The following is a 22509-nucleotide window of genomic DNA, read 5'->3' on the forward strand; positions in this document are numbered from 1 at the left end:
TGAGGACGACCTGGCCGGCTCGTTCGACGAGTGCACCGACTGGGCGAAGGTCCTGACCGGTGGCTACAACATCGGCTTCGGCCTGCGCACCACTTCGGCGCAGAACGTCATCATCCAGGCCCGTTTCAAGCGTGACGACCACGTCTACTACAAGGTCTTCAACCGCGAGGGCATCATCCCGGCGTTCGTGAACAAGGACGAGGTCACTCGCGTCGACCTGTTCATCCCGCAGGCCTGACCCAAGCAGTACGCGACGGTGTCGGACCGGGTTCGCCCGGTCCGACACCGTCATTCTCGTTCTCGCCGAAATCGACCCAGAGATCGGCTCGGCGAGCGATTTCGTGCACTGCATTAACCCGATCGGGTGAATATCTGATCGGGAATTCCCGCAAACGGCGCGGCAGATGCCGCCGGCCGAGCACCTCGACACGGTCCGGCGCAGTGTGGAACGTGAGGTCCTCCGGGCCGACGATCACCACCAGCGGACGGACGTGGACCGGCTCGCCGGCCGCCGCGGACAGCACCCGGGCCGCCTGCCAGGCCTGCGTCCGGGCCTGCGGGACGTAGGGCTTCGCGATCCCGTCGACGAGCACGTCCTCGCCCAGCACCCGCACCGTGACCCGCTCCGGATTCAGCTGGCGGCGCCACACTCGGTGCAGGCTCGGCAGCACGGTGAACACCCCGGCGGGCCCGATCACCAGGTGGCTGATCGGCGGTCGGTCCGGTCCGAGCGGCACCGAGTGCAGCACGCGCCAGGCCGCGCCGAGTCGATCCAACGTGATCGCCGTGCGACGTTCGGCCTCGGCGGCCTCTCGCAACCCGGCGTCCGGGGTGGTCCGGCTGCACAGGCGGGCCAGCAACGTGGGGACCGGGCGGGCGCGCACGAGCGCGCGGGCCGCGCTCTGGGCGACGGCCCCGGGTCGGTTCGTGCTCAAGTCCATCCACCCGAGTCTGGCCGCGGCCAGGTCGGGAAGCCGGTCCGACATGCGGGACCGGTCAGCCGGGTTCGCGCACCTGGGCCACCGCGCGCACCGGGGCGCCGTCGGCGCCGGCCAGCGCCAGCGGCATCAGCCAGACCGTGATCGTCCCCGGGACGCTGTCCTGGGCCGGCAGGGCGTCGAGATTCGTGAGGTTCTCGGCGATCACCGCGTGCCGCTGCGCCAGCAGTCGATGTGTGGGCAGATCGGGCGGGCCGGCGATCGAGGCGTCGACGCTGGGCGCATCGATGCCGATGGTGCGCACCCCGGCGTCCAGCACCAGCTGTGCGGCGGCCGGGCTGAGCCACGGGTGATTGGCGTACTCGGCGGTGCCCCAGTGCCGCGACCACCCGGTGCAGAGCAGCAGCACCGCCCCGGGCCGCAGCTGCCGCCGAACCGGGTCCAGGTCCGCGGTCTCGATCGCGGCGCCCGCGGCCAGGTGCCGCAGGTCGGCGACCACCGCCGGACCGACGAACCGGTCCAGCGGTAGCTCGTCGAGGCGGGGCAGGTCGTCGCCGACGTGGAACGGCGCGTCCACGTGGGTGCCGCTCTGCGAGCCGAGTTCCAGGGCGAGCAGGTTGTAACCGGCGGTGGGGATCCGTGCGGCCGGGCGCAGGCGGACGGTGGGGTCGCCGGGCCACACCGGCATCCCGTCCGTGACGGGATGCGACAGGTCGATCAGCACCGGTGTGTCAGCGGCGCCCGGAGGCCGGGTAGGCCCGATCGGGTCGGATCAGCACGGCGGTGCGGCGCTCCTCGCGCATCGCGGCGTCGTAGGCGTCCCAGTCGTCGTGGGTTCCGCCGCAGGACGCGAACACCTCGCGCAGCAGCACGCGCAGGCGTTCGGCGTCGATGCCGGGGCACGGGTCGTCCGGGCCGATCAGCTCGGCCTGGCCCTCGACGGCGCACCACTCCCAGCCCACGTGGACCGCGATCGTGCTCTGCGGGCGCAACCGGAGATTGGCCAGCTTGCGCGTGCCACCGATGGCGACGTAGCCGACCACGGGCTCGCCGGTGATCGGGTGGTTCAGCACCCCGGAGTTGACCAGCGAGCACTGCACCGACCCGTCGGCCCGGGTGGTCGAGACGATGGCCTGGCCCTTGTCGCGGCCCACGAGTTCCGTGTACTTGCTCAGATCAATCACGGGCCCGAACCTACGCTCACTTCACCCAGATCGCGTCGGCCAGCGTCTGCGCCAGCACGGTGTTGCCCGCCGGGCTGGGGTGGTCGCCGTCGGCGGCCAGCAGATGGGTGATCGTCCCGGCGGCCGCGAAGGCCCGCCGCGTGGACAGGAAGTCGCTCGCGGTGGCCTGTGCGGCCGCCCGGATCGCGTCGTTGGCCGAGGTGGTGGCAGCGGCCGCGGCTTTGCGCTGTCGCGCGGTGTACGCGGCGCGGGCCACGGCGCCGGCCTTGAAGGCGTTCCAATAGCCGAAGGTCAGCACCCGCGCGTGCGGGTTCAGCCGGGTGACGGTGTGGATCGCGGCGACCAGGTTGCCCTGGACCCGACGGGCCACGGCGCGGTAGGCCGCCACGCCCCAGCGGCCGTGCCCGACCTGCTGGAAAGCCCGCCGGTAGTCGTTGGCCCCGGCCACGATCACGACGGTGTCGGCCCTTCGGACCAGGTCCTGGGTCGCCGGCGCGGCGAGGACCGCGCGCACCGCGGCAGTGGTCTGACCGTCGCCGGCCAGGTTGTCGACGTGCACCTCGGCGCGGTCGCTGACCAGCTTCGCGTAGCGGTTCACGAAGCTCTCGCACTGGCAGTGCTTCCGGTTGGCGACGGAGTCGCCGAACACGATCAGGCGGCGCTGCTCCGACATCACCGTCGGGTGGTCGGTGCGGGCGGGGATCGTCGGGCCGGTGTGGGGGTCGCGGACGACGAGCCCGTCCGGCGCCGTCCGGTGACCGGCGGCGGTGTCGGGTACCCGGGCGCCGGGGACGGCGACCGCAGCGGCGTTCGCCAGGACCGCCGGCGGCAGGGCGACGAAGTTGGCGGACGCCAGCGCCACCGCGCCGGCCCCGGCCAGCGGGCGGGCGATCAGCGGTCGACTCCGGATCACGGACAATTGTTTTCCGCCGACACCGGCCGGCGACACCGAGCGCGGGCGAGATGTCGGTCAAGAAGATCAAATTCCGGATGGCGAGGGTGACTGACCGTCAGAACCTGGCAATGCCGACGAAAAGTTGCCAATCCGTGATCTTCGTGCCGAGCTCCGTAACCGGACCCAGCGAGATCTGACGTCGAGTCAGGCCGACTCCAGGGCCTCGCCCAGTTCGCGGAGCGTGCCGTCGTGGTGCTTACGAGTCAGCGCGTGGCCGAGCCCGATCACGGCGACCACAGGCCACTCGATGACCCCGATCACTGCCAGCATCCCGAGACCGGCGCAGAACGCGACCTGGTCGCGGGCCAGGGGCACGCGTCCGAGCAGCGGCAGATGCAGTCCCTTCGTGTGCTTCTCTATGACCTCGGGAGGGCTCAGTTGCGATTCCTCCTCGGTCGGCTCGTCGGTGTTGTGGGTGGCTTTGGTTGCGGTCGGCATCTCGTGTCCTCCTAGTGTTGGACGGCAGGCTCAGGCAGCGGCGCGGAGCGCTTGGCGTTGGTGCGGCAGCGCGCGCACCAACCGGGTCGCCCCCGCGGTGGTCAGCGTGGTTCCGGTGGCCCAGGACAGCGCGGTGCTCCAACCCACCGGGCCCAGCGGCGTGCAGCCGAAGAACCAGGAGACGCCGGGGGTCTGCACGATCCCGATCAGGATCGCGGCGGACACCGCGGTCGCGGCCAGCACCGGACGGCTGCGTCCGCCCTCCGCGACGGTCTGGCCGAGCTGCGCGCCCACCAGCGCGACCAGGGCCACGGTGCGGGCCCGGGCAGGTCGCCCGGTCAGACTCGCTGTGATCCAGGCCCCGGTGGCCGCGGCCGTGGTAGTGGCGGCCCGCAGCATGATCTGACGGTTCAACGCGCTGCCCAACGAGGCCTCGGGACCTTCGCGTAGCAGGGTTTCGGCGTCGGCCTCCACAGGGCGCATCGCGACCGAGACCGCCGGTGCCAGGTCGGTCAGCAGGTTCACCAACAACATCTGACGGGCCGTCAGCGGGGCTGAACCGGTCAGCAGCGCGCCGATCACGGTGAACGCGATCTCGCCGAGATTCCCACCGAGCAGGATCGCCAGGCCCGCGCGGACACTGCCCCACATGCCACGGCCCTCGACCAGCGCCTCGACCACGGTCTCCAGCCGGCCGTCGCTGATCACCAGGTCCGCGGCGGCCCGGGCCGCCGGCGAGGCATGCGCGCCGACGGCGATGCCGACGTCGGCCATGCGGATCGCGGGCGCGTCATTCGCGCCGTCGCCGGTCATCGCGACCGTGGCCCCGATCCGCCGGAACGCCTCCACCACCCGCACCTTGTGGGCCGGGGTACCGCGGGCGATCACGGCCACCTGCCGCAGGGCGCCGTCGAGTTCCTCGTCGGACATCGCGTCGAGGTCCGGCCCGGTGATCACCCGATGGCTGTTCAGGATTCCGAGGTCCGCGGCGATCGTGGCCGCGGTCTGCGGGTGGTCACCGGTCATCATCACGGTCTGCACGCCGGCCCGCCGCAGCCGAGCCAGCGCGGGTGCGGCACCGATCCGCGGTGGGTCGGCGAGCACGAGGAAGCCCAGGAACGTCAACCCGGCGATGTCGGTCTCGACCAGTTCACCGCCGCCGGTGTCGACGCCGCCGCGTTCGGCGACGGCAAGGATGCGTCGGCCCTGACCGGCCAGCGTCGCGGCCCGGTCCAGCAGGCGCCTACGGGTGCGGGCGCTCATCGCCTCGCCGGCGCACCCGGTGCACCGCTCCAGCAGCGCCTCGGGAGAGCCCTTCACCGACAGCAGACCGGTGGCGGCGTCGGGCGGCCGGGTCAGCACAGCGTGGAAGCCGCGCGACGGCTCGAACCGCAGCTCCAGGTGCGGGCTGCCGGCACCGCGGTCGACCCCGGCCGCGGCCGCGCCGGTGGTCACCGCGCTGTCGGTCTGGTCGGCGAAGGCCGTGGCGTTCTCCGGCGCCGGTGTCGCGCGCAGGGCTGCGGCGAGCACCTGGCGCTCGACGGCGCGCAGCGAGCCGACCGGCCGGGTTTCGGTGCCGGCGTGGACGCCGACCAGGCTGATCCGGCCCTCGGTCAGCGTCCCGGTCTTGTCGAAGCACAGCACGTCGGCGCGACCGAGCGCCTCGATCGTGCGCGGGTCGCGCACCAGCGCCTGCCGGGCGCCCAGCCTGCGGGCACAGGCCAACTGGGCGGCGGAGACCAGGAACGGCAGGCCCTCCGGGACGGAGGCGACGGCCAACGCGACCCCGCCGTGCACGCTCCTGCGGATCGGGCGGCCGTGCGCGATCCCGGCGCCGACGACGGCAGCGGCCGAACCCAGCGCGACCGGGACGGTGACCCGGGTCAGCCGGCTGAGCCGGGCCGCGACTCCGACCGTGTCCCGCGCGAGCGGCGCGGCTGCCGCGGCGGCGCCCATCTCGGTGCTCGACCCGACGGCCACGACCACGGCCAGGGCTGTCCCGGCGGCGATTGTGGTGCCCTCGTGCAGCATCGACGACCGCTCGGCGACCGCAGCGGCCAACACCGGGCCGGCGGACTTCGGGACGGGCAGGGACTCCCCGGTCAACGCGGACTCGTCGACCTCCAGGCCCAGTGCGTCCAGGACGCGGCAATCGGCCGGCACTACGGCGCCGCCGTCGAGCCGGACGACGTCGCCGGGCACCAGCGCGGCGGCGTCGACCTCGGCCTCGACACCGTCGCGCACGACCCGGGCAGTCGGCGCGGTCGCCGACATCAGCCCGGCCAGGGCCCGGTCGGCGCCGAGTCGCTGTGCCGCCCCGACGGCGGCACAGAGAACAGTCGAGGCCGCGACGATCAGCGCGTCGGTGCGGGCGCCGGTCGCCGCGGAGACGGCCGCACCGGCGGCCAGGATGGGGGTCAGCGGGTTGTCCAACTCGGAGAGGAATCCGGCCGGCAGGGACGGCATCGCGGTACCGCCAGGCCGGGTGCGGCGCCGGTGCCGGCGCCGCGCCTCGGCGGCGCTCAGCCCGTCCCGGCCGGTGCCGAGTTCGCCGAGCACGGTCTGCGTCGGCATGGCGTGCCAGGGCAACGGGGAGATCGGCGGGTCCAGCGGCCGCTGCAGCAGGTTGCGGGCCGACCGGACTCCACCGGCCAGCCCCACCAGGGCGGCACCGTTGACCAGCCACAGACCGGTGCCGCCGCGGCCGCGGGCGCCCCAGGCGGACAGGACACCGAGGCCGCTGGCCAGTTGGGCCAGCCGGACGCCGCGGCGTGCCGTCCGCCGGGCTGCCCCGGCCGCGTCGACCAGCAGCGCCGCGGCCGACAGGTCCGCCCCGAGCAGCACATGGGCGGCCCACGGGGGACGGTCACCGGGGCGGTGCACACCGACGCCGACGTCGGCCGCGCCGAGGGCGGCGGGCCGGCCGGAGACCGTGAGCACGACCTCGCCGGAGGCCTGCAGCTCCCGTACGGTCGCGACCAGCCCGGAGCCGCCCGGCGCGCGCTCGGAGGCGGCACCCCACTGCCCGCCGGCTGCCGGGTCCCCGGCCAGCAGGACCCGCAGCCCGCTGCGTCGCGCGGCCGCCGCCAGCGCCCGCACCGTGGCCACCGGCTCGGCGACCACCCGGACGGTGGCGACGGTCGTGCCGGCGTTGGCCAGAACCAACTCGTCGGGCGCTTGCCCGGGCCGTAACGCCCAGTCCTCGTGGGCGACGTCGCGGTGCGGATGGTCCGGGTCGAACAGCCGGTAGGCCGCGGCGATCAGGTTCTCGGTCGGGACCGATCCCCGGCCGGTGGGGGTGAGGTCGGCCAGCATCCGCCGGCCGGTGTGCAGCACATCGGTGTCGACGACCAGGGTCGTCACCCGCGCCAGCCGGTCGAGCGCGCCCGGGTCGCGGATCAGTGCGCCACGGTCCGCCAGACCGGTGGCCAGGGTGCGGGCGAAGCCCTCGGCCGCGCAGGCCGCGGACTTAGGCACGGCGGAGACCGCGACCGCCGCGGCGTTGCGGCCGCCGACCCACGGCAGCCACGCGACGAACCCGACGCCGGCCAGCAGGCCGGAGCGACGCAGGTAGGCCTCGGTGGATCCGTCGGGCAACGGGACCGGACGTTCGCTGCCGACCCACTCCGCGGCGGCCGACTCCGGGTCCGCGGCCAGGTCCGGTTCCCGGTTCGTCCAGGCGCGCAGCCGGGCATCGGCGGCGCGCACCCGCAGGGCCCGGGTGCAGGTGTCGACCAGCAGTCCGCTGACCCCGCCGGCCGCGGCCTGCACGGTCGAGGTGACCACCGCCCGCGCGGCCCGGCCCGGGCCGTGGTCCAGGACGCCGCCGGCGACGGTGCGCAGTGCCGGCTGCAGGTCGAGCAGGCTCACCAGACCCGCGACCTGGCCGGTCAGCGGCAAGCGCCGCGCGACCCAGCCGGCCGCCGAGGCAGGCAGGCCGACCAGTCCGGCGGCCAGGCCAACTCGTTCCCAACGCGGCTCGGCGGCGTCGCCCGGGTGGGTGCCGCGGGCGCGCGGCGTCCGGTCGGGCAGTGCAGCGGTGGCGGTCCCGGCCAGTTCGTCGACGTCGACCGGGGCATCGAGCCCGACGACCACCGACGCCAGCGGCGCGTTCAGCACGGCCCAGGCCACGCCGGGCAGCGCCCGCAACTCCTTGAGGACGCCCTCGGCGGCGGCCTGCCCCGCGGCGGTCCCCAGCGCCGGGACCAGCAGATGGACCCGCTCGTCGGTCGCGTGGACGACCCGGCAGGCGCGCGGCCGCAAGGCGGCCGGTGCCGCCGGCAGGTTCCGCGGGTCGGTCAGCGCGGCGAGCGGAGCGCGCAGAAGCGAGGTGGGGTGCTGCCGCCCGATGGTCCCGGCCGACCGCTCGCCCGCGGAATCGTGGTGCGGGCGGGCGGTTACGGTCATCGAGTTCCCTAGATCGGTCAGACGGAACGGCATACCCGCGTCCGACGAGCCCATGCAGGCGCCGAGCGACCGCACTCGCTCGCAGTCGCGCCGAGAAACCGAGTTTCGAGTTGTGACGTACCGTCAGACGAAGGATCGACCGCCGGCGCAAACGGGTATTCGATCAGGGGTACCCGGTTGCGCGATGGCCAATCACTTGCGCAATCAGTTGATCTCGCAGGGCCTCGCAGGATGCGCGAGAGCACGGACGGCGCGGCGCAGGACCTCCAACGCCAGGGCCGCCAGTGCGGCGGTCAGCGCGTCGCCCACCACTGCGAGCAGCAGCTCAGCCATGGTTCGTACCTCCAAGGACCGTCACGTTCGGTCGGGACGCCTCGAGGCTGACCCGGCCCGGCCCCGGGACTGGGCAACAGCAGGTGGGCGGCAGGTGAACAGGCGGCGGAGATTCCGCGCCCGCGCGTCCGGCCGCGGTGTCAGTGCCTGGACGGGGTGCTGCTGGGCCGTGGGGTCGGGCTGGCGGTACGGCTCGGGCTGGGACTCGGGCTCGGGCTCCCCGAGGTGCACCGCATCGCGTTCGGGCTGAACGTCGGTGCGTCGTGCACCTGCGGGATCGGCGGAACGGCATCGCGGCTGAACGTGACGATGAACGAGGCCGACGGCTTCTTCGCCCCCGAGTAGTCCACCGAGTACTCCAGCGGCAGGCCGTTGGTGTCCAGCCGCAGCACGATCGGCAGCGCGGCGTCGTTGCCGGCCGCCGGTTCGTAGTCGAAGTCGCCTGCCTCCGCCGACGCGACCGTGCCCCGCACCAGGTAGCCGGCCCCGTCCGGGTGCCGTGACGACAGGGTCAGGTACTGCAGCGCGTTCAGCGCGGTGGGCAGCAGGCCGGGGGCGAACTGAAGCGCGAACCCGGCATCGGGCGCGGACCCCAGCCCGGCCCTCGCGAACAGCTTCCAGCCGGTCAGCGTCGCCGACTTCGCGCAGTTGGAAAGAGCGTTGTCGTAGAGGTCCTCGCCGGCGCGGATGGTGTCGTCGACCAGGCTCGGGTCCAGGGTGCGCTGACGCCAGGACAGCGGGTCGAAGTGGTACGCGACGTCGTAGACCAGCGCGGTCGCCGACCCGTAGGGGTCGGGTGACTGGTGCACGTGCACCCGGAACGGTCCCGCCGCGCGCATCCGGTCGAACAGGGCCTGCAACTCGGTGGCGGGACCGGCGAAGGGACCCAAGGTCGCGGCGACGCTGGGGGTCGGGGTGGCCGATCCGGAGACCGACGGGCTGGGGGAGGAGGTGATCAGGGTGTACGGCGCGGCCACCTGACCCGAACCCGGGCCGCACGCCGTCAACGACGCCGCGACGGCGAGGCCGAGCCCCACCCGCGCCGATGCCCGCATGTTCGCCACCCCCCATCCGGACAACTTCGCCATCCCACCAGCCGAAGATCAACTAATCCAGCGAGCGCGCGGGAGACTCGCCGAATGCGAAGTCACGTGGCGTTCTTGCGCGGGGTCAACGTGGGCGGGAACAACCGAGTCCCCATGGCCGACCTGCGCGAACTGACCGAGTGGCTCGGGCACACCGCCGTGGCCACCCACGTGAACAGCGGGAACGTCGTGTTCGCGACCCGACGCAGGGGGACAGTGGCGTTGGCGGCCGAGTTCGAGGCGGCGATCGAGGCCCGGCTCGGGCTACGGATCGCGGTGGTGGTGCTGGCGCGGGCCGACCTGGTCGCCGTCGCGGCGGGCAACCCGTTCGGTGAGCCGGACGACCCGAGAACGCTGCACGCCGTGCTGAGTCAGGGGCCGCTGTCGGCCGCCCGGACGGCGGCGATCGAACGGGCCCAGCAGCAGTCGGCCGGGGTCGACCGGGCCGTCGTGGTCGGGGCCACGCTCTACCTGCACACGCCGGACGGGCTCGGCCGCAGCGATCTGGCCACCCGGCTCTCCCGCGGGGCGGAGGTCGGCACCGCCCGCAACTGGGCCACGATCACCAGGTTGCTGGCGATGCTCAACGAGTGACTCGGGGCCAGATCGTCGCCGCGCTCGGTCAGGGCACGGTGAGGCCGGGTACCGCGGCCTGCGTCGGCGGGGTGTTGGTCGGCCGCGTGGTGGCGTGCGTGCGGACGGCGGGGTTGACGGTCGAACCCGGGACGGTCGAACTCGGGACGATCGAACTCGGGACGGTTGCCGGCGCTGTTGTGGGAGGCGTAGGCGCGGGCTCCGGCGCGACTGCGGTGGGCGGTGCCGTCGGCTTTGGCTGTGGCGCTCGGGCGGTGCGGGTCGGCGGGGCCGTTCGGTGTCGTGGCGGGTGCGGCGGGGCGTCGGTGACGTCAGCGGCCCGCAGCGGCGGTGCAGCGTTGCTGGGCCGCACCGTGATCCACAGGGCGAAGACCGCGATGAAACAGATCGACAGCACTACCGTCGACCTGCGGGCTCGCGGGATCTTCCCGGCGGACACCGGCCTCCCTGACCAGAACGCTCACGGACACCTTCCCCCTGCCCACTTGGCGACGGGCCAACCGCGTGGCCCTGCGGCCCGGTGCGTGCCGAGCACCGATCTGACTGACGGTCAGATGTGCACAGCGGTCGGTCAGCGGTGGTCAGTTACCTGTGGGGGTTGCTGTTTGTCGGGATCCGGCTTGTCGACGATCCGGGTCTCCACCTGGACGTTGTGCACCTGGCGTTCGATCTGCGGGTAGGACAGATAGGCCCGCCGGTCGGCGGCGTTCTCGGCATGGCCGGAGACCATTGCGCGGACACTGCGCGGCCACAGCCGACCGGCCAGCACGGTGTTCAGTTCCGCGCAGAACAAGGTGATCCGGGCCATCAGGTAGAGCCAGAACAGCAGCCCGATGACGACCGCGAACGTGCCGTAGGTGCCCTGCGCGCCGGCGATCTCGTGATTGACCAGGCCGACCCCGACCTGTTGGAGCACGAACCAGGCCACCGCCGTGACCGTCGCCCCGGGCAGGACCTCCCGCACCCGCAGCGACCGTACGGTCAGCCTGCTGAACAGGTAGACGAACAATGCGGTGTTCAGCAGCGCGCCGCCCACCGCGGTCAGCAGTGACGTCGCCGGCCCGAGGTTCAGGCCCCAAAGATCGCCTCCCGTCACCATCCCTTGCAGCAACGTGGTCCCGGTCAGTCCGATCCCACCGATCCCGACCACCTCGACGCTGCGCCGCAACGCGGGCAGGAAACCCGGCCAGCGATCGCGGGGCACCCCGTAGATGCGGTTGAACGCCTGTTGGGCAACCTGCGCAACCGCCAGGCCGCTCCAGACCGCCAGGACCAGTCCGATGATCAGGCCGCCGGCATTGCCGGTCAGCGGCTTCGCGGGGCCGTGGCCTGCGATGATCGGGAACTGGCCGAGTGCGGTGTCGAACACGCGCTGTTGCAGTCGGGGATCGTCGCCGAGTACGTAGCCGAGGATCGTGGTCGCGGCCAGCAACAGCGGGAAGATCGAGAAGAACGCGTAGTAGGCGATCAGCGCGGACAGGTTCCCGGCCTGGTCATCGCCGAACTTGCGCCACACCGCGTACGGCAGCGCGAGCCATCGATGGTGCTGCTGGTAGTCGTCCAGCCGGTGCAGCACGCCGTCCGGGGCGTGCCGGGTGGGCCCACCGGCCCGGGGGCCGGTCGCCCTGCCGACGTCGACCATGCAGCCTGACTACCCGTCACTGCCGATCGGCACTCCGGCGCCCGTCGGATGGGTCAGGATGATCCGGTCGAGCAGGAGGCAACCGCTTATGACCGTCACCAGTCGCCGGGTCCGTCTCGCATACGGGCTACTGGCCCGGATCCCCGGAGCGAACATCGCCGGGATGACGCCCGAGCAGATCGTCGCGGCCAACGCCCGGCTGATGGGCCGCAACCGGCTGAGCGCGACGGTCCTGGGCGGTCTGGCGCCCGGCGTCCGGTACGCCGACCGCACGTTCCCGGGGCCCGCGGGCGAGGTCCCGATCCGGATCTACACCCCGGTCGGCGAGCCGAAGGCGCGCCCGGTCGTGCTGCACATCCACGGCGGCGGCTTCTGTTTGGGCAACCTGGACATGGACATCTGGATGTGCAGCCACCTGGCCGCGGGCGCCGACGCGGTGGTCGTCTCGGTCGACTATCGGCTGGCCCCGGAACATCCGTTCCCGGCCGCGGTCGACGACTGTCTCGCCGCCGTCGCGTGGGTGCACGCCCACGCGGCCGAACTGGGCGCCGACCCCGACGACCTGGCGGTGATGGGCGAGAGCGCCGGCGGCAACCTGTCGGCGGTGATGTGCCTGCTGGCCCGCGACGCCGGCGGCCCGCGGATCCGCCGGCAGATCCTGATCTACCCGGCGGTCGATGCGGTGTTCTGGGCCGACCCGGCCAACCGCGTGGTCGACCAACCGTTCCTGACCCGCGCGCACATCGACGCGTTCCTGGGCCACTACGTGGGCGCCCGTCCCGAGGTCGTGTCCGACCCACGGCTGTCGCCGCTGCACGCGACCGACCTGTCCGGGCTGCCCCCGGCCTACATCCTCACCGGGACCTGCGACGTCCTGGAGCCCGAGGGCCTGCGCTACCGGGACGCGCTGCGGGCGGCCGGGGTGCCGGTCCAGCTCTGCCGCTACACCGGGATGCCGCACGGCTTTCTCAACATGCCCGGACTCTGCCCGCCCGCGCGCTCGGCGATGGACCACATCGTCGCCTTCCAGACGCACACCGACTGACGCGCGACCCGGCGGTCGGGGTGCGCGCGGCCGAAGTTCGACAGGATGGGTGGCATGAGCCCCCACGAGAACCTGCTGGCCGGCCCGCCCGCGACCCGGTTGCCCGATGAACCCGAACCGCGTGGCCTGCTGGAGTCCGGGACCGACCCGGCGGCGGTGGCCGCGAAGTTCCCGACCTATTCGGCGGCCTGGGCCGACCTGGCTGACGGAGCCTGGGGGCGGCAGGCCGTGATCGAGTCCTACGCCTACGCCCGGGTCGGCTACCACCGCGGCCTGGACGCCTTGCGCCGAAACGGCTGGCGCGGCCACGGACCCGTCCCGTGGGAGCACGCGCCCAACCGCGGCTTCCTGCGTTCGCTGTACGCCCTGGGTCGAGCCGCCGCCGCGATCAACGAGGACGACGAGGCCGCACGCTGTTACCAGCTCCTGCTCGACTCCAGCGTCGCTGCGGCCGACGCGCTGGGCGGCGTCTGAACCTCGACTGGTCCCGGGACGGCGCGGGCCGTACCCTGATCGGCTGTCCTGTCCCGTTGCAGAAGGGCTTGCCATGCCCGCGATCGTGCTTGTCGGAGCCCAGTGGGGTGATGAGGGCAAAGGCAAGGCGACCGATCTGCTCGGCGGGTCCGGTTCGAACCCTGTCGACTACGTCGTCCGCTACCAGGGCGGCAACAACGCCGGCCACACCGTGGTCATCGGCGACCAGCACTACGCGTTGCACCTGCTGCCGTCCGGGATCCTGACGCCCGGCTGCATCCCGGTCATCGGCAACGGCGTGGTCATCGATCCGACCGCGCTGCTGTCCGAGATCGACGGCCTGAACCAGCGCGGCGTCGACACCTCCGGGCTGCTGATCTCGGACAACGCGCACCTGATCACGGCGTACCACACGACGTTGGACAAGACCCGGGAGCGATTCCTGGGCCGCAACAAGATCGGCACCACCGGCCGCGGCATCGGCCCGTCCTACGCCGACAAGGTCAACCGCATCGGCGTGCGGGTGCAGGACCTGTTCGACGAGAAGATCCTGCGCCAGAAGCTCGAGGGCGCGCTGGTCGACAAGAACCACCTGCTGGTGAAGATCTACAACCGCCGGGCGATCGGGGTCGACGAGGTCGCCGAGCAGTTGCTGCCGCTGGCCGACACCCTGCGGCCGCACGTCACCGACACCTCGCTGGTGCTGAACCGGGCACTCGACGCGGGCAAGCTGGTCTGCCTGGAGGGTTCGCAGGGCACGCTGCTCGACGTCGACCACGGTACGTACCCGTTCGTCACGTCCTCGAACCCGACCGCCGGCGGGGCCTGCTCCGGGTCCGGCATCGGGCCCACCCGCATCGACCGGGTCTGCGGGATCCTCAAGGCCTACACGACCCGGGTGGGCTCCGGCCCGTTCCCGACCGAGCTGACCGACGAGAGCGGTGACTTCCTGCGCCGGGTCGGCGGCGAACGCGGTGTCACCACCGGCCGCGACCGTCGCTGCGGCTGGTTCGACGCGGTGATCGCCCGCTACGCGGCCCGGGTCAACGGCCTGACCGACTTCTTCCTCACCAAGCTCGACGTGCTCACCGGACTGCCGGAGATCCCGGTGTGCGTGGCCTACGACGTCGACGGGGTGCGCCGCGAGGAACTGCCGACCTCGCAGACCGACTTCTTCCACGCGATCCCGATCTACGAGAGCTTCCCCGGCTGGACCGAGGACATCACCGGCGCCCGGTCGGTCAGCGACCTGCCGAAGAACGCCCAGGCCTACGTCCAGGCGCTGGAGGAGATGTCCGGGGCCCCGATCTCGGCCATCGGCGTCGGCCCGGGCCGCGACCAGACGATCGAGATCCGCTCGCTGGTCAGCTGACCGACTGTCCACAGCCCCGACCCGTCCACAACGGCCGCCGGCCGGGCCTTGACAGCCGTCGGCGACAGGAAGACTCGGCGGCGGCAGGTTGTGTCGGGTGGGGGTGGGGACCCGGAGTAGTGAGCCCGAGCCAACTCGCCCCGCCGCGGGGGGCGGCGGTTCACTAGGCTCGGCAAACGTGAAGGTTCTGGTGATCGGCGGCGGCGGCCGGGAGCACGCGCTGTGCCTCGCGTTGGCCCGCGACCCCGCCGTGGTCGGGTTGCACTGCGCGCCGGGTAACGCCGGCATCGAGGGCCTGGCGGCGTTGCACGCGGTCGAGGCGACCGATCCGCGGTCGGTGGCCGACCTTGCCGAGGGCTTGGGCGTCGACCTGGTCGTGGTCGGTCCGGAGGCGCCGCTGGTGGCCGGGGTCGCTGACGCCGTCCGCGCTCGAGGCATCGCCTGCTTCGGCCCGACGGCTGCCGCGGCCCGGCTGGAGGGTTCGAAGGCGTTCGCCAAGGAGATCATGGCCGCCGCCGACGTCCCGACCGCGATGGCTCGGGTCTGTGACGACGTGGCCGCGGTCGCCGACGCCCTCGACGCGTTCGGCCCGCCCTACGTCGTCAAGGACGACGGTCTGGCCGCCGGCAAGGGCGTGGTCGTCACCACCGATCGCGAGGCCGCGCTGGAGCACGCCAAGAACTGCGCCGGGCGGGTCCTCGTCGAGGAGTACCTGGACGGCCCCGAGGTCTCGGTGTTCGCGCTGACCGACGGCCGCACGATCCGGGCACTCGCCCCGGCCCAGGACTTCAAGCGCCTGGGCGACGGCGACTCCGGCCCCAACACCGGCGGGATGGGTGCCTACTGCCCGCTGGACTGGGCCCCGGCCGGCCTGCTCGACGAGGTCCACGCCCGGGTGCTGCAACCCACGATCGACGAGATGCGCGAGCGCGGCACCCCGTTCGTCGGCCTGCTCTACGCCGGGCTGGCGCTGACCTCCCGCGGCATGCGGGTGGTCGAGTTCAACGCCCGCTTCGGCGACCCGGAGACCCAGGTCGTGCTGGCCCGGCTACGCACCCCGCTGGGTGCGCTGCTGCTGGCCGCGGCGAGCGGCACCCTCGAGGCGGCCGAGCCGTACAGCTGGGTCGACGGCGCCGCGATCACCGTCGTGGTGGCCGCCGCCGACTACCCGGGGACACCGCGCAAGGGCGACGTCATCGGCGGGCTGGCCGCCGCTGACGCGATCGAGGGCGTGCACGTGGTGCACGCCGGCACCGCCCGCGACGAAGCGGGCAACGTGGTCAGCGCCGGGGGCCGCGTCCTGTGCGTCACCGCGACCGGCGCGGACCTGTACGCCGCCCGCGACCGCGCGTACCAGGGTGTGGCCGCGATCGAACTGCCCGGCGGCCAGTACCGCCACGACATCGCCGCGGCGGCCGCGGCGGGGGAGATCGTCGTCCCGGGCAACTGACCTGGGGCATCACCACAGCAGGAGAGGTTCACCTTGATCGAGCGTTACACGCTGCCTGAGATGGGACGCGTCTGGAGCGAGGCCCACAAGTACGAGCTGTGGTGCAAGGTGGAGACGCTCGTGCTCGAGGCGCACGCCAAGGCAGGTGTGGTCCCGCCCGACAGCGTCGAGCCGGTCCGCAACGCCGCGCCGCCGACCCCGGAGGCCGTCGCCGAGATCGAGGCGGTCACCCAGCACGACGTGATCGCGTTCCTGTCCGCGTGGGCGGACAACACCAACCCGCGCGAGGCCGCCGCCTGGGTCCACTTCGGCATGACCTCCTCCGACCTGCTCGACACCGCGCTGGGGCTGCAGCTGGTCGAGGCCTCGGACATCCTGCTGGAGAAGGCAGATCGGCTGGTCGCGACCCTGCGGGACCACGCGCTGACGCACCGTCAGACGCTGCGGGTCGGGCGCACCCACGGCATCCACGGCGAACCCGACCTGTGGGGCCACCGGGTCGCCGACTTCGCGTTCGGCATGGCCCGGTCGCGCGACCGGCTCCGGCGCGCCCGGGAGGCCGTCGCGGTGATGGCGATCTCCGGTGCGGTCGGCACGTACTCGAACATCGACCCGGCGGTCGAGACCTCGGTCGCCGCGGCACTGGGGCTGCGCGCGGCCGACGTCTCCACGCAGGTCGTCCTGCGCGACGGCATCTCCGAGTGGATCAGCGCGTTGGCGATCATCGCGACGGTCTGCGAGGCGATCGCGCTGGAGGTGCGGCACGGGCAACGCACCGAGGTCCGAGAGGTGTGGGAGCCGTTCGGGGCGGGCCAGAAGGGCTCGTCGGCCATGCCGCACAAGAAGAACCCGATCATGTCCGAGCGGATCTGCGGGCTGGCCCGGATCGTCCGCGCGCAGGTCACCCCGGTGCTCGAGGGCATCCCGCTGTGGCACGAGCGCGACATCTCGCACTCCTCGGTCGAGCGGATCGCGTTGCCGGATGCCGCGGCCGGGACCGACTACCTGCTCGCGCTCACCGACCGCCTGATGTCCGGACTGGTCGTCGACGCCGCCCGGATGCGGGCGAACCTCGACTCCACCGGCGGGCTGATCTACACCTCGACCGTGCTGCTCGAACTGGTCGAGAGCGGGATGTCGCGCGAGGACGCCTACGCGCTCGTGCAATCGGCGGCCATGCGGACCTGGGAGACCGGCGTGCCGTTCCGGGAGACCTTGCGCGCGGGTGCCGCGGCCGCCGGACGCACCCTGGACGAGGTCCGGCTCGACGAGGTCTGCCGCCCCGAGCGCTTCGTCGCCCGGCTCGAGCCGATGTTCGACCGGCTGGAGAAGTTGCACTGAGCGACGTAAGGGGCCGGGTCAGTTGTCGGGTGAGCCGAAGGAGAACAGCCAGAGCAGCCCGTGGCCCGGGGTGACCGTGACGTTCGTGAAGCCCAGGTGCAGGGTCGGGTGACTTTCCGGCTTCGAGCCCGAGGTCCCGGACGTACCGGGCTTGGTGGACTTGGCCGAGCCGCTGGGGCTGCTGCCGCTGGTGCTGCCGTTGGTGCTGCCGTTGGTGGTGCTCTTGTTGGTGCTGCCGTCCGCGTTCGGGTGCAGCAGGGGCTGCGGGGTCGGGGTGGCGGTCGGGTCGGTCTTGGTCGGGTCGGTCTTGGTCGGGTCACCGGCATCCGCCGTGCCGCCGCTGACCCCGGAGCCCGATTCGGCCACCGAGTCGACGATCGGGTGCTCCGGCGCGCCCTGCCGGATGTTGAAGGTGCCGTTCGCGGCGGCCGGGGCCTCGCCCTCGACCATGTTGAGCCCGCCGATCAGCCCGCCGGCCAGGACGACCGCGCCCAGCCCGACGAACGCCGCCGCCTTGCCGTGGTGCAGCAGGTACGCCGGTCCGCCGGCCAGCGCCACCAGTGCTCCGCGCCTCGCCTGCGCGGGTGCCACGAGACCCAGGTATGCAGGCGCGGACGAGCCGAGCACGACCGAGGCGATGAGCAGCGCCATCTCGGTCTCGACCGTGCGTACCGCGGGCAGCACGGACGTGCAGATGCCGCAGGTCGTCACGTGGTCGGCGACCTTCTCGTTGACGGCCGGGGTCAACCTCCCGCGCAGGTGGGCGCTGAGCCGGTCGACCGTCCAGCGACACGGACCCGAGGTGATCGTCTCCGTGAGCGGGCCGACCAGGGCCGCGCGGATCGCCTGGCGGGCGGCGAAGTCGAGCTCGGCGACCTCGGTGCCGGTCACGCCCAGTAGCAGGCCGGTGTCGAGCAGTGGGGCGCCGTCGACCCCGGTGTGCCACAGCGCGACCTGCTGGTTCTCCGGCAGCGCCCGGAAGGCCTTGCTTGCCGCGGCATGCATGAGCGGGTCGACGCCGAAGGCGGCGCGCTCCTCCGGCCGGGCCTTGCCGCCCTTGCCGCGCTCGGCGGCCACTCTCTTCAACGTGGTCAACAAGTGGGGGCGGAACGCGACCTTGGGACCCGCGCCGGCCTGCAGACCGGTGCTCACGGCGGTGACGGCGTCGCTGACCAGCTCCGCGGGGGTGGTCGGCGCGAGCCGCCGGGCCAGGCGGACCGCGGCGTCCTGATGACGGCTGACCAGCGTGCGCAAGGCGGGCATCTCGCCCTTGCGGACCTTGGCAATCAAGTCGGCATCGGTGGGTGCCGATGGTCGTGGAGCGGGCTTCTCGGTCTTCATCGTCACTCACTGTCCGTGGGCCGGCGGGCCCGGTCGGGGCGGCCGGGAGGCGAGTCCCAGCCGTAGGCACTGCAGGTGATCAATCACGACTCGATGTCACCGAGAGTAGGCAGGAACGCGAGCATTCGTCAGGGGAATCGCAAAGTCCCCGTTGCATTGGTGAGGAATGCCGTTTCCATTTCCATCTACGCAGGCGGGTGCGGGAATTGTCTGCGGCTTGCAGCACTTACCTCCTCGGACGACGTACGGTGCTGGGAGGCGCCGGAAAGGGGTTGTCATGGCGGGTAGGCGGATCAACTGGCTGCCGTCCCGGCTGTGGCTACGCTCCCGACGCGCCGGCGCAGCGGCAGAAGCGGCGGCCGCGGCGGCCCTGGAACAGCTCCCGCCACCCCGTCGACCGACCTCCGGGCTGACCGCTCGGCTGATCGACCGGTGGTGCCTGGCGTCGCTGGAAGGTGGCTGGGCGACCCCCGGTGCGTGGTGGACGCCGGCCATCGAAAACGTGGTCGAGGCTTTGCTCGACGACGGCGATCACCTGCCGGCCTGCACCGAGCTGGCCCGGGAGCGGGCGCTCGCGGGCTGCTCGCTGGCCGAGACGATCGACGACCTCGCCGCGCTGTTCGCCGCGGCTCGGCTCGGTTCGCCACCGTTCGCCACCGTCCGCACGGTCTCCGTCGGCTGGGCGCAGGCTGCGGCGGACCGCATCGAGGCCGCCGGTTGCACCAACCCGCGGACCGGCCTCGGTACCGCCGCGCACGTCGAGGCCCGGCTCCAGGAGATGTACGCCGAGGGTCGGCGGCACGGCTTCTCGCCGGCCGAGACCCACGCGCTGGTCGTGGTGGAGCTGCCGGCCCTGGCCGAGGTCGGCGACCCCTGGGACGACGCGCTGCGCATGTCGGACGTCGCCGAGTGCCTGCGCACGGTCTTCGACGCCGGTCAGGTCATGGGCCTGGCCGCGCCCGGCCGGGTCGTGATCGTCGCGCCCCGCGCCGCCGACCTGCCCCGCACGGTCGAGGGCCTGCGCCGGATGCTGCAGGACTGGCGTCGGGTCGGCATCGACCGCACGGGTCCGCTGTGCTGGATCGAGACGCTGCCCAACAGCCCGACCGGCGCCGGCCGGCTGCTGGCCACCCTCTGCGGCTGAGCAGGATCGGTCGCGCTCAGCGGCGCGTCTGGGCGAACTCCCAGGCGTCGGCAGCCATCTGGGTGATCCCGCGGGTCGGCTTCCAGCCCAGCTCCGCGGCGGCCAGCGCGTTCGAGGCGATCAGCGCCGGCGGGTCGCCGGCGCGGCGTGGCGAGTCGACCGCCGGGATCTCGTGCCCGGTCACCTCGCGGACCGCGTCGAGCACCTCCAGGACTGAGTAGCCGTTGCCGCTGCCGAGGTTGTAGATCCCGTGCTTGCCCGGCCGGATGGCTTCCAGCGCTCGCAGGTGCGCGTCGGCCAGGTCGACGATGTGCAGGTAGTCGCGAACCGCCGTGCCGTCCGAGGTCGGGTAGTCGGTGCCGAAGACCTTCGCGTACTCGACCTCCCCGGCGGCGACCTTCAGCAGGTTCGGGATCAGGTGGGTCTCCGGGTCGTGGCGTTCGCCGAAGCTCCGGTAGGAGCCGGCCACGTTGAAGTACCGCAGGCTCACCGCCCCGAGGCCGTGCGCCGCGCACTCGGTGCCGAGCATCGTGTCGACGGTCAGCTTGGTCATCCCGTACGGGTTGGTCGGGCGCGGCGGCGTCTGCTCGGTGATCGGCATCCGCTCGGGTTCGCCGTAGGTGGCCGCCGTCGAGGAGAACACGATCCGGTGGACGCCTGCCTGGCGCATCGCGTCGAGCAGCGCCAACGTGCCCACCACGTTGTTGTGCCAGTAGATCTCCGGCCGGCTCACCGACTCACCGACCAGGGACTTCGCCGCGAAGTGCAGCACCGCGTCGTAGGAGGGATCCATGAACTCGACGGCGTCATGGATCCGGGCCTTGATGAACTCCGCGCCGGGCGGGACCGCGTCGGCATGCCCGGTCGACAGGTCGTCGGCGACCACGACCGAGTGCCCGGCCTCGAGCAGCAACGCGGTGACCACGCTGCCGATGTAGCCGGCACCCCCGGTGACCAACAGCTTCACGTCAGTTCCCCTCGGATAGCCTTCGGAGCGTCTGCGCACATTCTTTCAGGGGGAGACGTGGCTCAGCCCGCAGCCGTCCGGGTCGTGGTCGAGGTCATGCCGAAGGCCGAGATCCTCGACCCGCAGGGTCAGGCGATCCGCAAGGCGCTCGGTCGGATGGGCTTCGACTCGGTGACCGACGTCCGGCAGGGCAAGCGCTTCGAGATCGACGTCACCGGCCCGGTCGATGAAGCTGCCGTGCACCGCATGGCCGAGACCCTGCTGGCCAACACGGTGATCGAGGACTTCCGGGTCTTCGTCGAGGCCGCCCCGTGACCCCCCCGACTTCTGCTGCCTGTCCCACCTATCGGGGCGCCCGCATACGTGCGACAGGCAGCAGAAGTGGCGGAGTCGCGTGAGCCGAGTAGGGGTCGTCACCTTCCCCGGGTCGCTGGACGACCGGGACGCCGCCCGCGCGGTCCGCCTGGCCGGCGGCGAGCCGGTCGTGCTGTGGCACCGCGACACCGAGCTGTCCGGGGTCGAGGCGGTCGTGCTGCCGGGCGGGTTCTCCTACGGCGACTACCTGCGCTGCGGGGCGATTGCCCGGTTCTCCCCGGTGATGGAGTCGATCATCGCCGCGGCCGGGCGGGGGCTTCCGGTGCTGGGGATCTGCAACGGGTTCCAGGTGCTCTGCGAGTCCCACCTGCTGCCCGGCGCGCTGATCCGCAACGACCACCAGAAGTTCGTCTGCCGCGACCAGTCGCTGCGGATCGAGTCGACCGAAACCCCGTGGACCAGGGATCTGACGGTGGGTCAGCAAATTTTGGTGCCGGTGAAGAACGGCGAGGGCGGCTACGTCGCCGACGCCGCCACGTTGGCGCTGCTCGAGGACGAGGGCCGAGTCGTGTTCCGCTACGTCGGCGGCAACCCGAACGGGTCCGCGGCCGGCATTGCCGGGGTCCGCAACGCCGCGGGCAACGTGGTCGGGCTGATGCCGCACCCCGAGCACGCCGTCGAGGCGCTGACCGGCCCGAGCACCGACGGCCTGGCCCTGTTCACCTCGGTCCTGCGAAGCCTGGTTGCCGCATGACTGCGCGAACCGCCGACAACATCTGCGGACGTCGTCCGCAGACGTCGGACAAATCGGGCGAATCACCCCGCAGCACGACGTCACCGGCTGACACCTCCGCCGGGAGGGCGTGAGAATGATCGACACCGTCGAGTTCGCGGCGAAGGACCCGGACGCCGAGCAGCCGTACGCCACGCTGGGTCTGAAGCCCGACGAGTACGCCCGGATCCGCGAGATCCTCGGTCGCCGCCCGACCAGCTGTGAACTGGCGATGTACTCGGTCATGTGGAGCGAGCACTGCTCCTACAAGTCATCCAAGGTCCACCTGCGGCAGTTCGGCGAGAAGAAGCCGGCGACCGACGTCCTGCTGGTCGGCATGGGCGAGAACGCGGGCGTGGTCGACGTCGGGCACGGTTACGCGGTCACGTTCAAGGTCGAGTCGCACAACCACCCCTCGTTCGTCGAGCCCTACCAGGGCGCGGCCACCGGCGTCGGCGGCATCGTGCGCGACATCCTCACGATGGGTGCCCGCCCGATCGCGGTCATGGACCCGCTGCGGTTCGGCCCGCTGGACGCCCCGGACACCGCCCGGGTGCTGCCCGGGATCGTGGCCGGCATCGGCGGCTACGGCAACTGCCTGGGCCTGCCCAACATCGGCGGCGAGGTCGTGTTCGACGCGAGCTACCTCGGCAACCCGCTGGTCAACGCGCTGTGCGTCGGGGTCATGCGGCACGCGGACATCAAGCTGGCC

Annotated in this window: 22 protein-coding genes; 11 read left to right on the forward strand and 11 right to left on the reverse strand. The window is 72.5% G+C overall.

What is annotated here, in order from left to right; translation table 11 throughout:
* A partial coding sequence (locus VHU88_10135; GenBank protein HEX3612032.1) for a hypothetical protein occupies window positions 1-238 on the forward strand: 238 nt, incomplete at its 5' end.
* Here VHU88_10135 and VHU88_10140 read toward each other — a convergent pair.
* The 8 genes from VHU88_10140 to VHU88_10175 form a co-directional block, all read right to left on the reverse strand.
* Window positions 222-941, reverse strand: a complete 720-nt coding sequence (locus VHU88_10140) for a nuclease-related domain-containing protein (GenBank protein HEX3612033.1) — start codon at window positions 939-941, stop codon at window positions 222-224. The two genes, VHU88_10135 and VHU88_10140, sit on opposite strands and share 17 nt — an antisense overlap.
* Window positions 942-996: 55 nt before the next feature.
* Window positions 997-1662 (reverse strand): cyclase family protein, encoded by a 666-nt coding sequence (locus VHU88_10145; protein ID HEX3612034.1) that lies wholly within the window; start codon window positions 1660-1662, stop codon window positions 997-999.
* A 7-nt stretch (window positions 1663-1669) separates the two neighbouring features.
* Window positions 1670-2122, reverse strand: a complete 453-nt coding sequence (locus VHU88_10150; GenBank protein ID HEX3612035.1) for a pyridoxamine 5'-phosphate oxidase — start codon at window positions 2120-2122, stop codon at window positions 1670-1672.
* Window positions 2123-2138: 16 nt separating this feature from the next.
* Window positions 2139-3035, reverse strand: a complete 897-nt coding sequence (locus tag VHU88_10155; GenBank protein HEX3612036.1) for an SGNH/GDSL hydrolase family protein — start codon at window positions 3033-3035, stop codon at window positions 2139-2141.
* Between the two features lie 186 nt (window positions 3036-3221).
* On the reverse strand, window positions 3222-3515 hold the full coding sequence (locus VHU88_10160; protein HEX3612037.1) for a hypothetical protein: 294 nt from the start codon (window positions 3513-3515) through the stop codon (window positions 3222-3224).
* Between the two features lie 30 nt (window positions 3516-3545).
* The gene (locus VHU88_10165; GenBank protein ID HEX3612038.1) at window positions 3546-7922 is read right to left on the reverse strand and encodes a cation-translocating P-type ATPase; all 4377 of its coding nucleotides are present in this window, start codon (window positions 7920-7922) and stop codon (window positions 3546-3548) included.
* 204 nt (window positions 7923-8126) lie between these two features.
* Window positions 8127-8255, reverse strand: a complete 129-nt coding sequence (locus VHU88_10170; GenBank protein ID HEX3612039.1) for a hypothetical protein — start codon at window positions 8253-8255, stop codon at window positions 8127-8129.
* A gap of 140 nt (window positions 8256-8395) precedes the next feature.
* On the reverse strand, window positions 8396-9310 hold the full coding sequence (locus VHU88_10175; protein ID HEX3612040.1) for a hypothetical protein: 915 nt from the start codon (window positions 9308-9310) through the stop codon (window positions 8396-8398).
* A gap of 84 nt (window positions 9311-9394) precedes the next feature.
* On the opposite strand from VHU88_10175, the gene VHU88_10180 reads away from it, so the two are divergent.
* On the forward strand, window positions 9395-9934 hold the full coding sequence (locus tag VHU88_10180; GenBank protein ID HEX3612041.1) for a DUF1697 domain-containing protein: 540 nt from the start codon (window positions 9395-9397) through the stop codon (window positions 9932-9934).
* 571 nt (window positions 9935-10505) lie between these two features.
* Here the strand turns inward: VHU88_10180 and VHU88_10185 are convergent.
* Window positions 10506-11576: a YihY/virulence factor BrkB family protein gene (locus VHU88_10185; GenBank protein ID HEX3612042.1), complete on the reverse strand. Its 1071-nt coding sequence runs from the start codon at window positions 11574-11576 to the stop codon at window positions 10506-10508.
* A gap of 88 nt (window positions 11577-11664) precedes the next feature.
* Between VHU88_10185 and VHU88_10190 the strand changes: the two genes are divergently transcribed.
* The 5 genes from VHU88_10190 to purB all read left to right on the forward strand — a co-directional run bounded on the left by VHU88_10190 (window position 11665) and on the right by purB (window position 17258).
* Window positions 11665-12621 (forward strand): alpha/beta hydrolase, encoded by a 957-nt coding sequence (locus VHU88_10190; GenBank protein HEX3612043.1) that lies wholly within the window; start codon window positions 11665-11667, stop codon window positions 12619-12621.
* Between the two features lie 54 nt (window positions 12622-12675).
* Window positions 12676-13095 carry a DUF3151 domain-containing protein gene (locus VHU88_10195; GenBank protein ID HEX3612044.1) on the forward strand — a complete coding sequence of 140 codons (420 nt, stop codon included), beginning with the start codon at window positions 12676-12678 and terminating at the stop codon, window positions 13093-13095.
* Between the two features lie 73 nt (window positions 13096-13168).
* Window positions 13169-14467, forward strand: coding sequence for an adenylosuccinate synthase (locus VHU88_10200; GenBank protein ID HEX3612045.1), 1299 nt, complete (start codon window positions 13169-13171; stop codon window positions 14465-14467).
* Between the two features lie 178 nt (window positions 14468-14645).
* A complete protein-coding gene (gene purD / locus VHU88_10205) occupies window positions 14646-15917 on the forward strand; it encodes a phosphoribosylamine--glycine ligase (protein ID HEX3612046.1) in 1272 nt (423 codons plus the stop codon).
* A 33-nt stretch (window positions 15918-15950) separates the two neighbouring features.
* Window positions 15951-17258: an adenylosuccinate lyase gene (gene purB, locus VHU88_10210; GenBank protein ID HEX3612047.1), complete on the forward strand. Its 1308-nt coding sequence runs from the start codon at window positions 15951-15953 to the stop codon at window positions 17256-17258.
* Window positions 17259-17276: 18 nt separating this feature from the next.
* Here the strand turns inward: purB and VHU88_10215 are convergent, their stop codons facing one another.
* Window positions 17277-18599: a zf-HC2 domain-containing protein gene (locus tag VHU88_10215; protein HEX3612048.1), complete on the reverse strand. Its 1323-nt coding sequence runs from the start codon at window positions 18597-18599 to the stop codon at window positions 17277-17279.
* A 277-nt stretch (window positions 18600-18876) separates the two neighbouring features.
* On the opposite strand from VHU88_10215, the gene VHU88_10220 reads away from it, so the two are divergent.
* Window positions 18877-19743 carry a hypothetical protein gene (locus tag VHU88_10220; GenBank protein HEX3612049.1) on the forward strand — a complete coding sequence of 289 codons (867 nt, stop codon included), beginning with the start codon at window positions 18877-18879 and terminating at the stop codon, window positions 19741-19743.
* 16 nt (window positions 19744-19759) lie between these two features.
* Here VHU88_10220 and galE read toward each other — a convergent pair whose 3' ends face one another.
* A complete protein-coding gene (galE, locus tag VHU88_10225) occupies window positions 19760-20710 on the reverse strand; it encodes a UDP-glucose 4-epimerase GalE (GenBank protein HEX3612050.1) in 951 nt (316 codons plus the stop codon).
* 57 nt (window positions 20711-20767) lie between these two features.
* On the opposite strand from galE, the gene purS reads away from it, so the two are divergent.
* The 3 genes from purS to VHU88_10240 all read left to right on the forward strand — a co-directional run.
* The gene (gene purS, locus VHU88_10230) at window positions 20768-21025 is read left to right on the forward strand and encodes a phosphoribosylformylglycinamidine synthase subunit PurS (protein HEX3612051.1); all 258 of its coding nucleotides are present in this window, start codon (window positions 20768-20770) and stop codon (window positions 21023-21025) included.
* Window positions 21026-21104: 79 nt separating this feature from the next.
* Window positions 21105-21779, forward strand: a complete 675-nt coding sequence (gene purQ, locus VHU88_10235; protein ID HEX3612052.1) for a phosphoribosylformylglycinamidine synthase subunit PurQ — start codon at window positions 21105-21107, stop codon at window positions 21777-21779.
* 115 nt (window positions 21780-21894) lie between these two features.
* A partial coding sequence (locus VHU88_10240; protein HEX3612053.1) for an AIR synthase related protein occupies window positions 21895-22509 on the forward strand: 615 nt, incomplete at its 3' end.

This window comes from Sporichthyaceae bacterium (assembly GCA_036269075.1).
Classification (GTDB): Bacteria; Actinomycetota; Actinomycetes; order Sporichthyales; family Sporichthyaceae; genus DASQPJ01.

What these genes read in the sequence shown, in the direction of transcription:
- VHU88_10190 (HEX3612043.1), top strand. Translation starts at nt 11,665, where the DNA reads ATGACCGTCACCAGTCGCCGGGTCCGTCTCGCATACGGGCTACTGGCC.
- VHU88_10165 (HEX3612038.1), bottom strand. Translation starts at nt 7,922, where the DNA reads ATGACCGTAACCGCCCGCCCGCACCACGATTCCGCGGGCGAGCGGTCG.
- VHU88_10220 (HEX3612049.1), top strand. Translation starts at nt 18,877, where the DNA reads ATGGCGGGTAGGCGGATCAACTGGCTGCCGTCCCGGCTGTGGCTACGC.
- VHU88_10215 (HEX3612048.1), bottom strand. Translation starts at nt 18,599, where the DNA reads ATGAAGACCGAGAAGCCCGCTCCACGACCATCGGCACCCACCGATGCC.
- VHU88_10170 (HEX3612039.1), bottom strand. Translation starts at nt 8,255, where the DNA reads ATGGCTGAGCTGCTGCTCGCAGTGGTGGGCGACGCGCTGACCGCCGCA.
- VHU88_10200 (HEX3612045.1), top strand. Translation starts at nt 13,169, where the DNA reads ATGCCCGCGATCGTGCTTGTCGGAGCCCAGTGGGGTGATGAGGGCAAA.
- VHU88_10175 (HEX3612040.1), bottom strand. Translation starts at nt 9,310, where the DNA reads ATGCGGGCATCGGCGCGGGTGGGGCTCGGCCTCGCCGTCGCGGCGTCG.
- VHU88_10160 (HEX3612037.1), bottom strand. Translation starts at nt 3,515, where the DNA reads ATGCCGACCGCAACCAAAGCCACCCACAACACCGACGAGCCGACCGAG.
- VHU88_10195 (HEX3612044.1), top strand. Translation starts at nt 12,676, where the DNA reads ATGAGCCCCCACGAGAACCTGCTGGCCGGCCCGCCCGCGACCCGGTTG.
- VHU88_10185 (HEX3612042.1), bottom strand. Translation starts at nt 11,576, where the DNA reads ATGGTCGACGTCGGCAGGGCGACCGGCCCCCGGGCCGGTGGGCCCACC.
- VHU88_10180 (HEX3612041.1), top strand. Translation starts at nt 9,395, where the DNA reads ATGCGAAGTCACGTGGCGTTCTTGCGCGGGGTCAACGTGGGCGGGAAC.
- VHU88_10140 (HEX3612033.1), bottom strand. Translation starts at nt 941, where the DNA reads ATGGACTTGAGCACGAACCGACCCGGGGCCGTCGCCCAGAGCGCGGCC.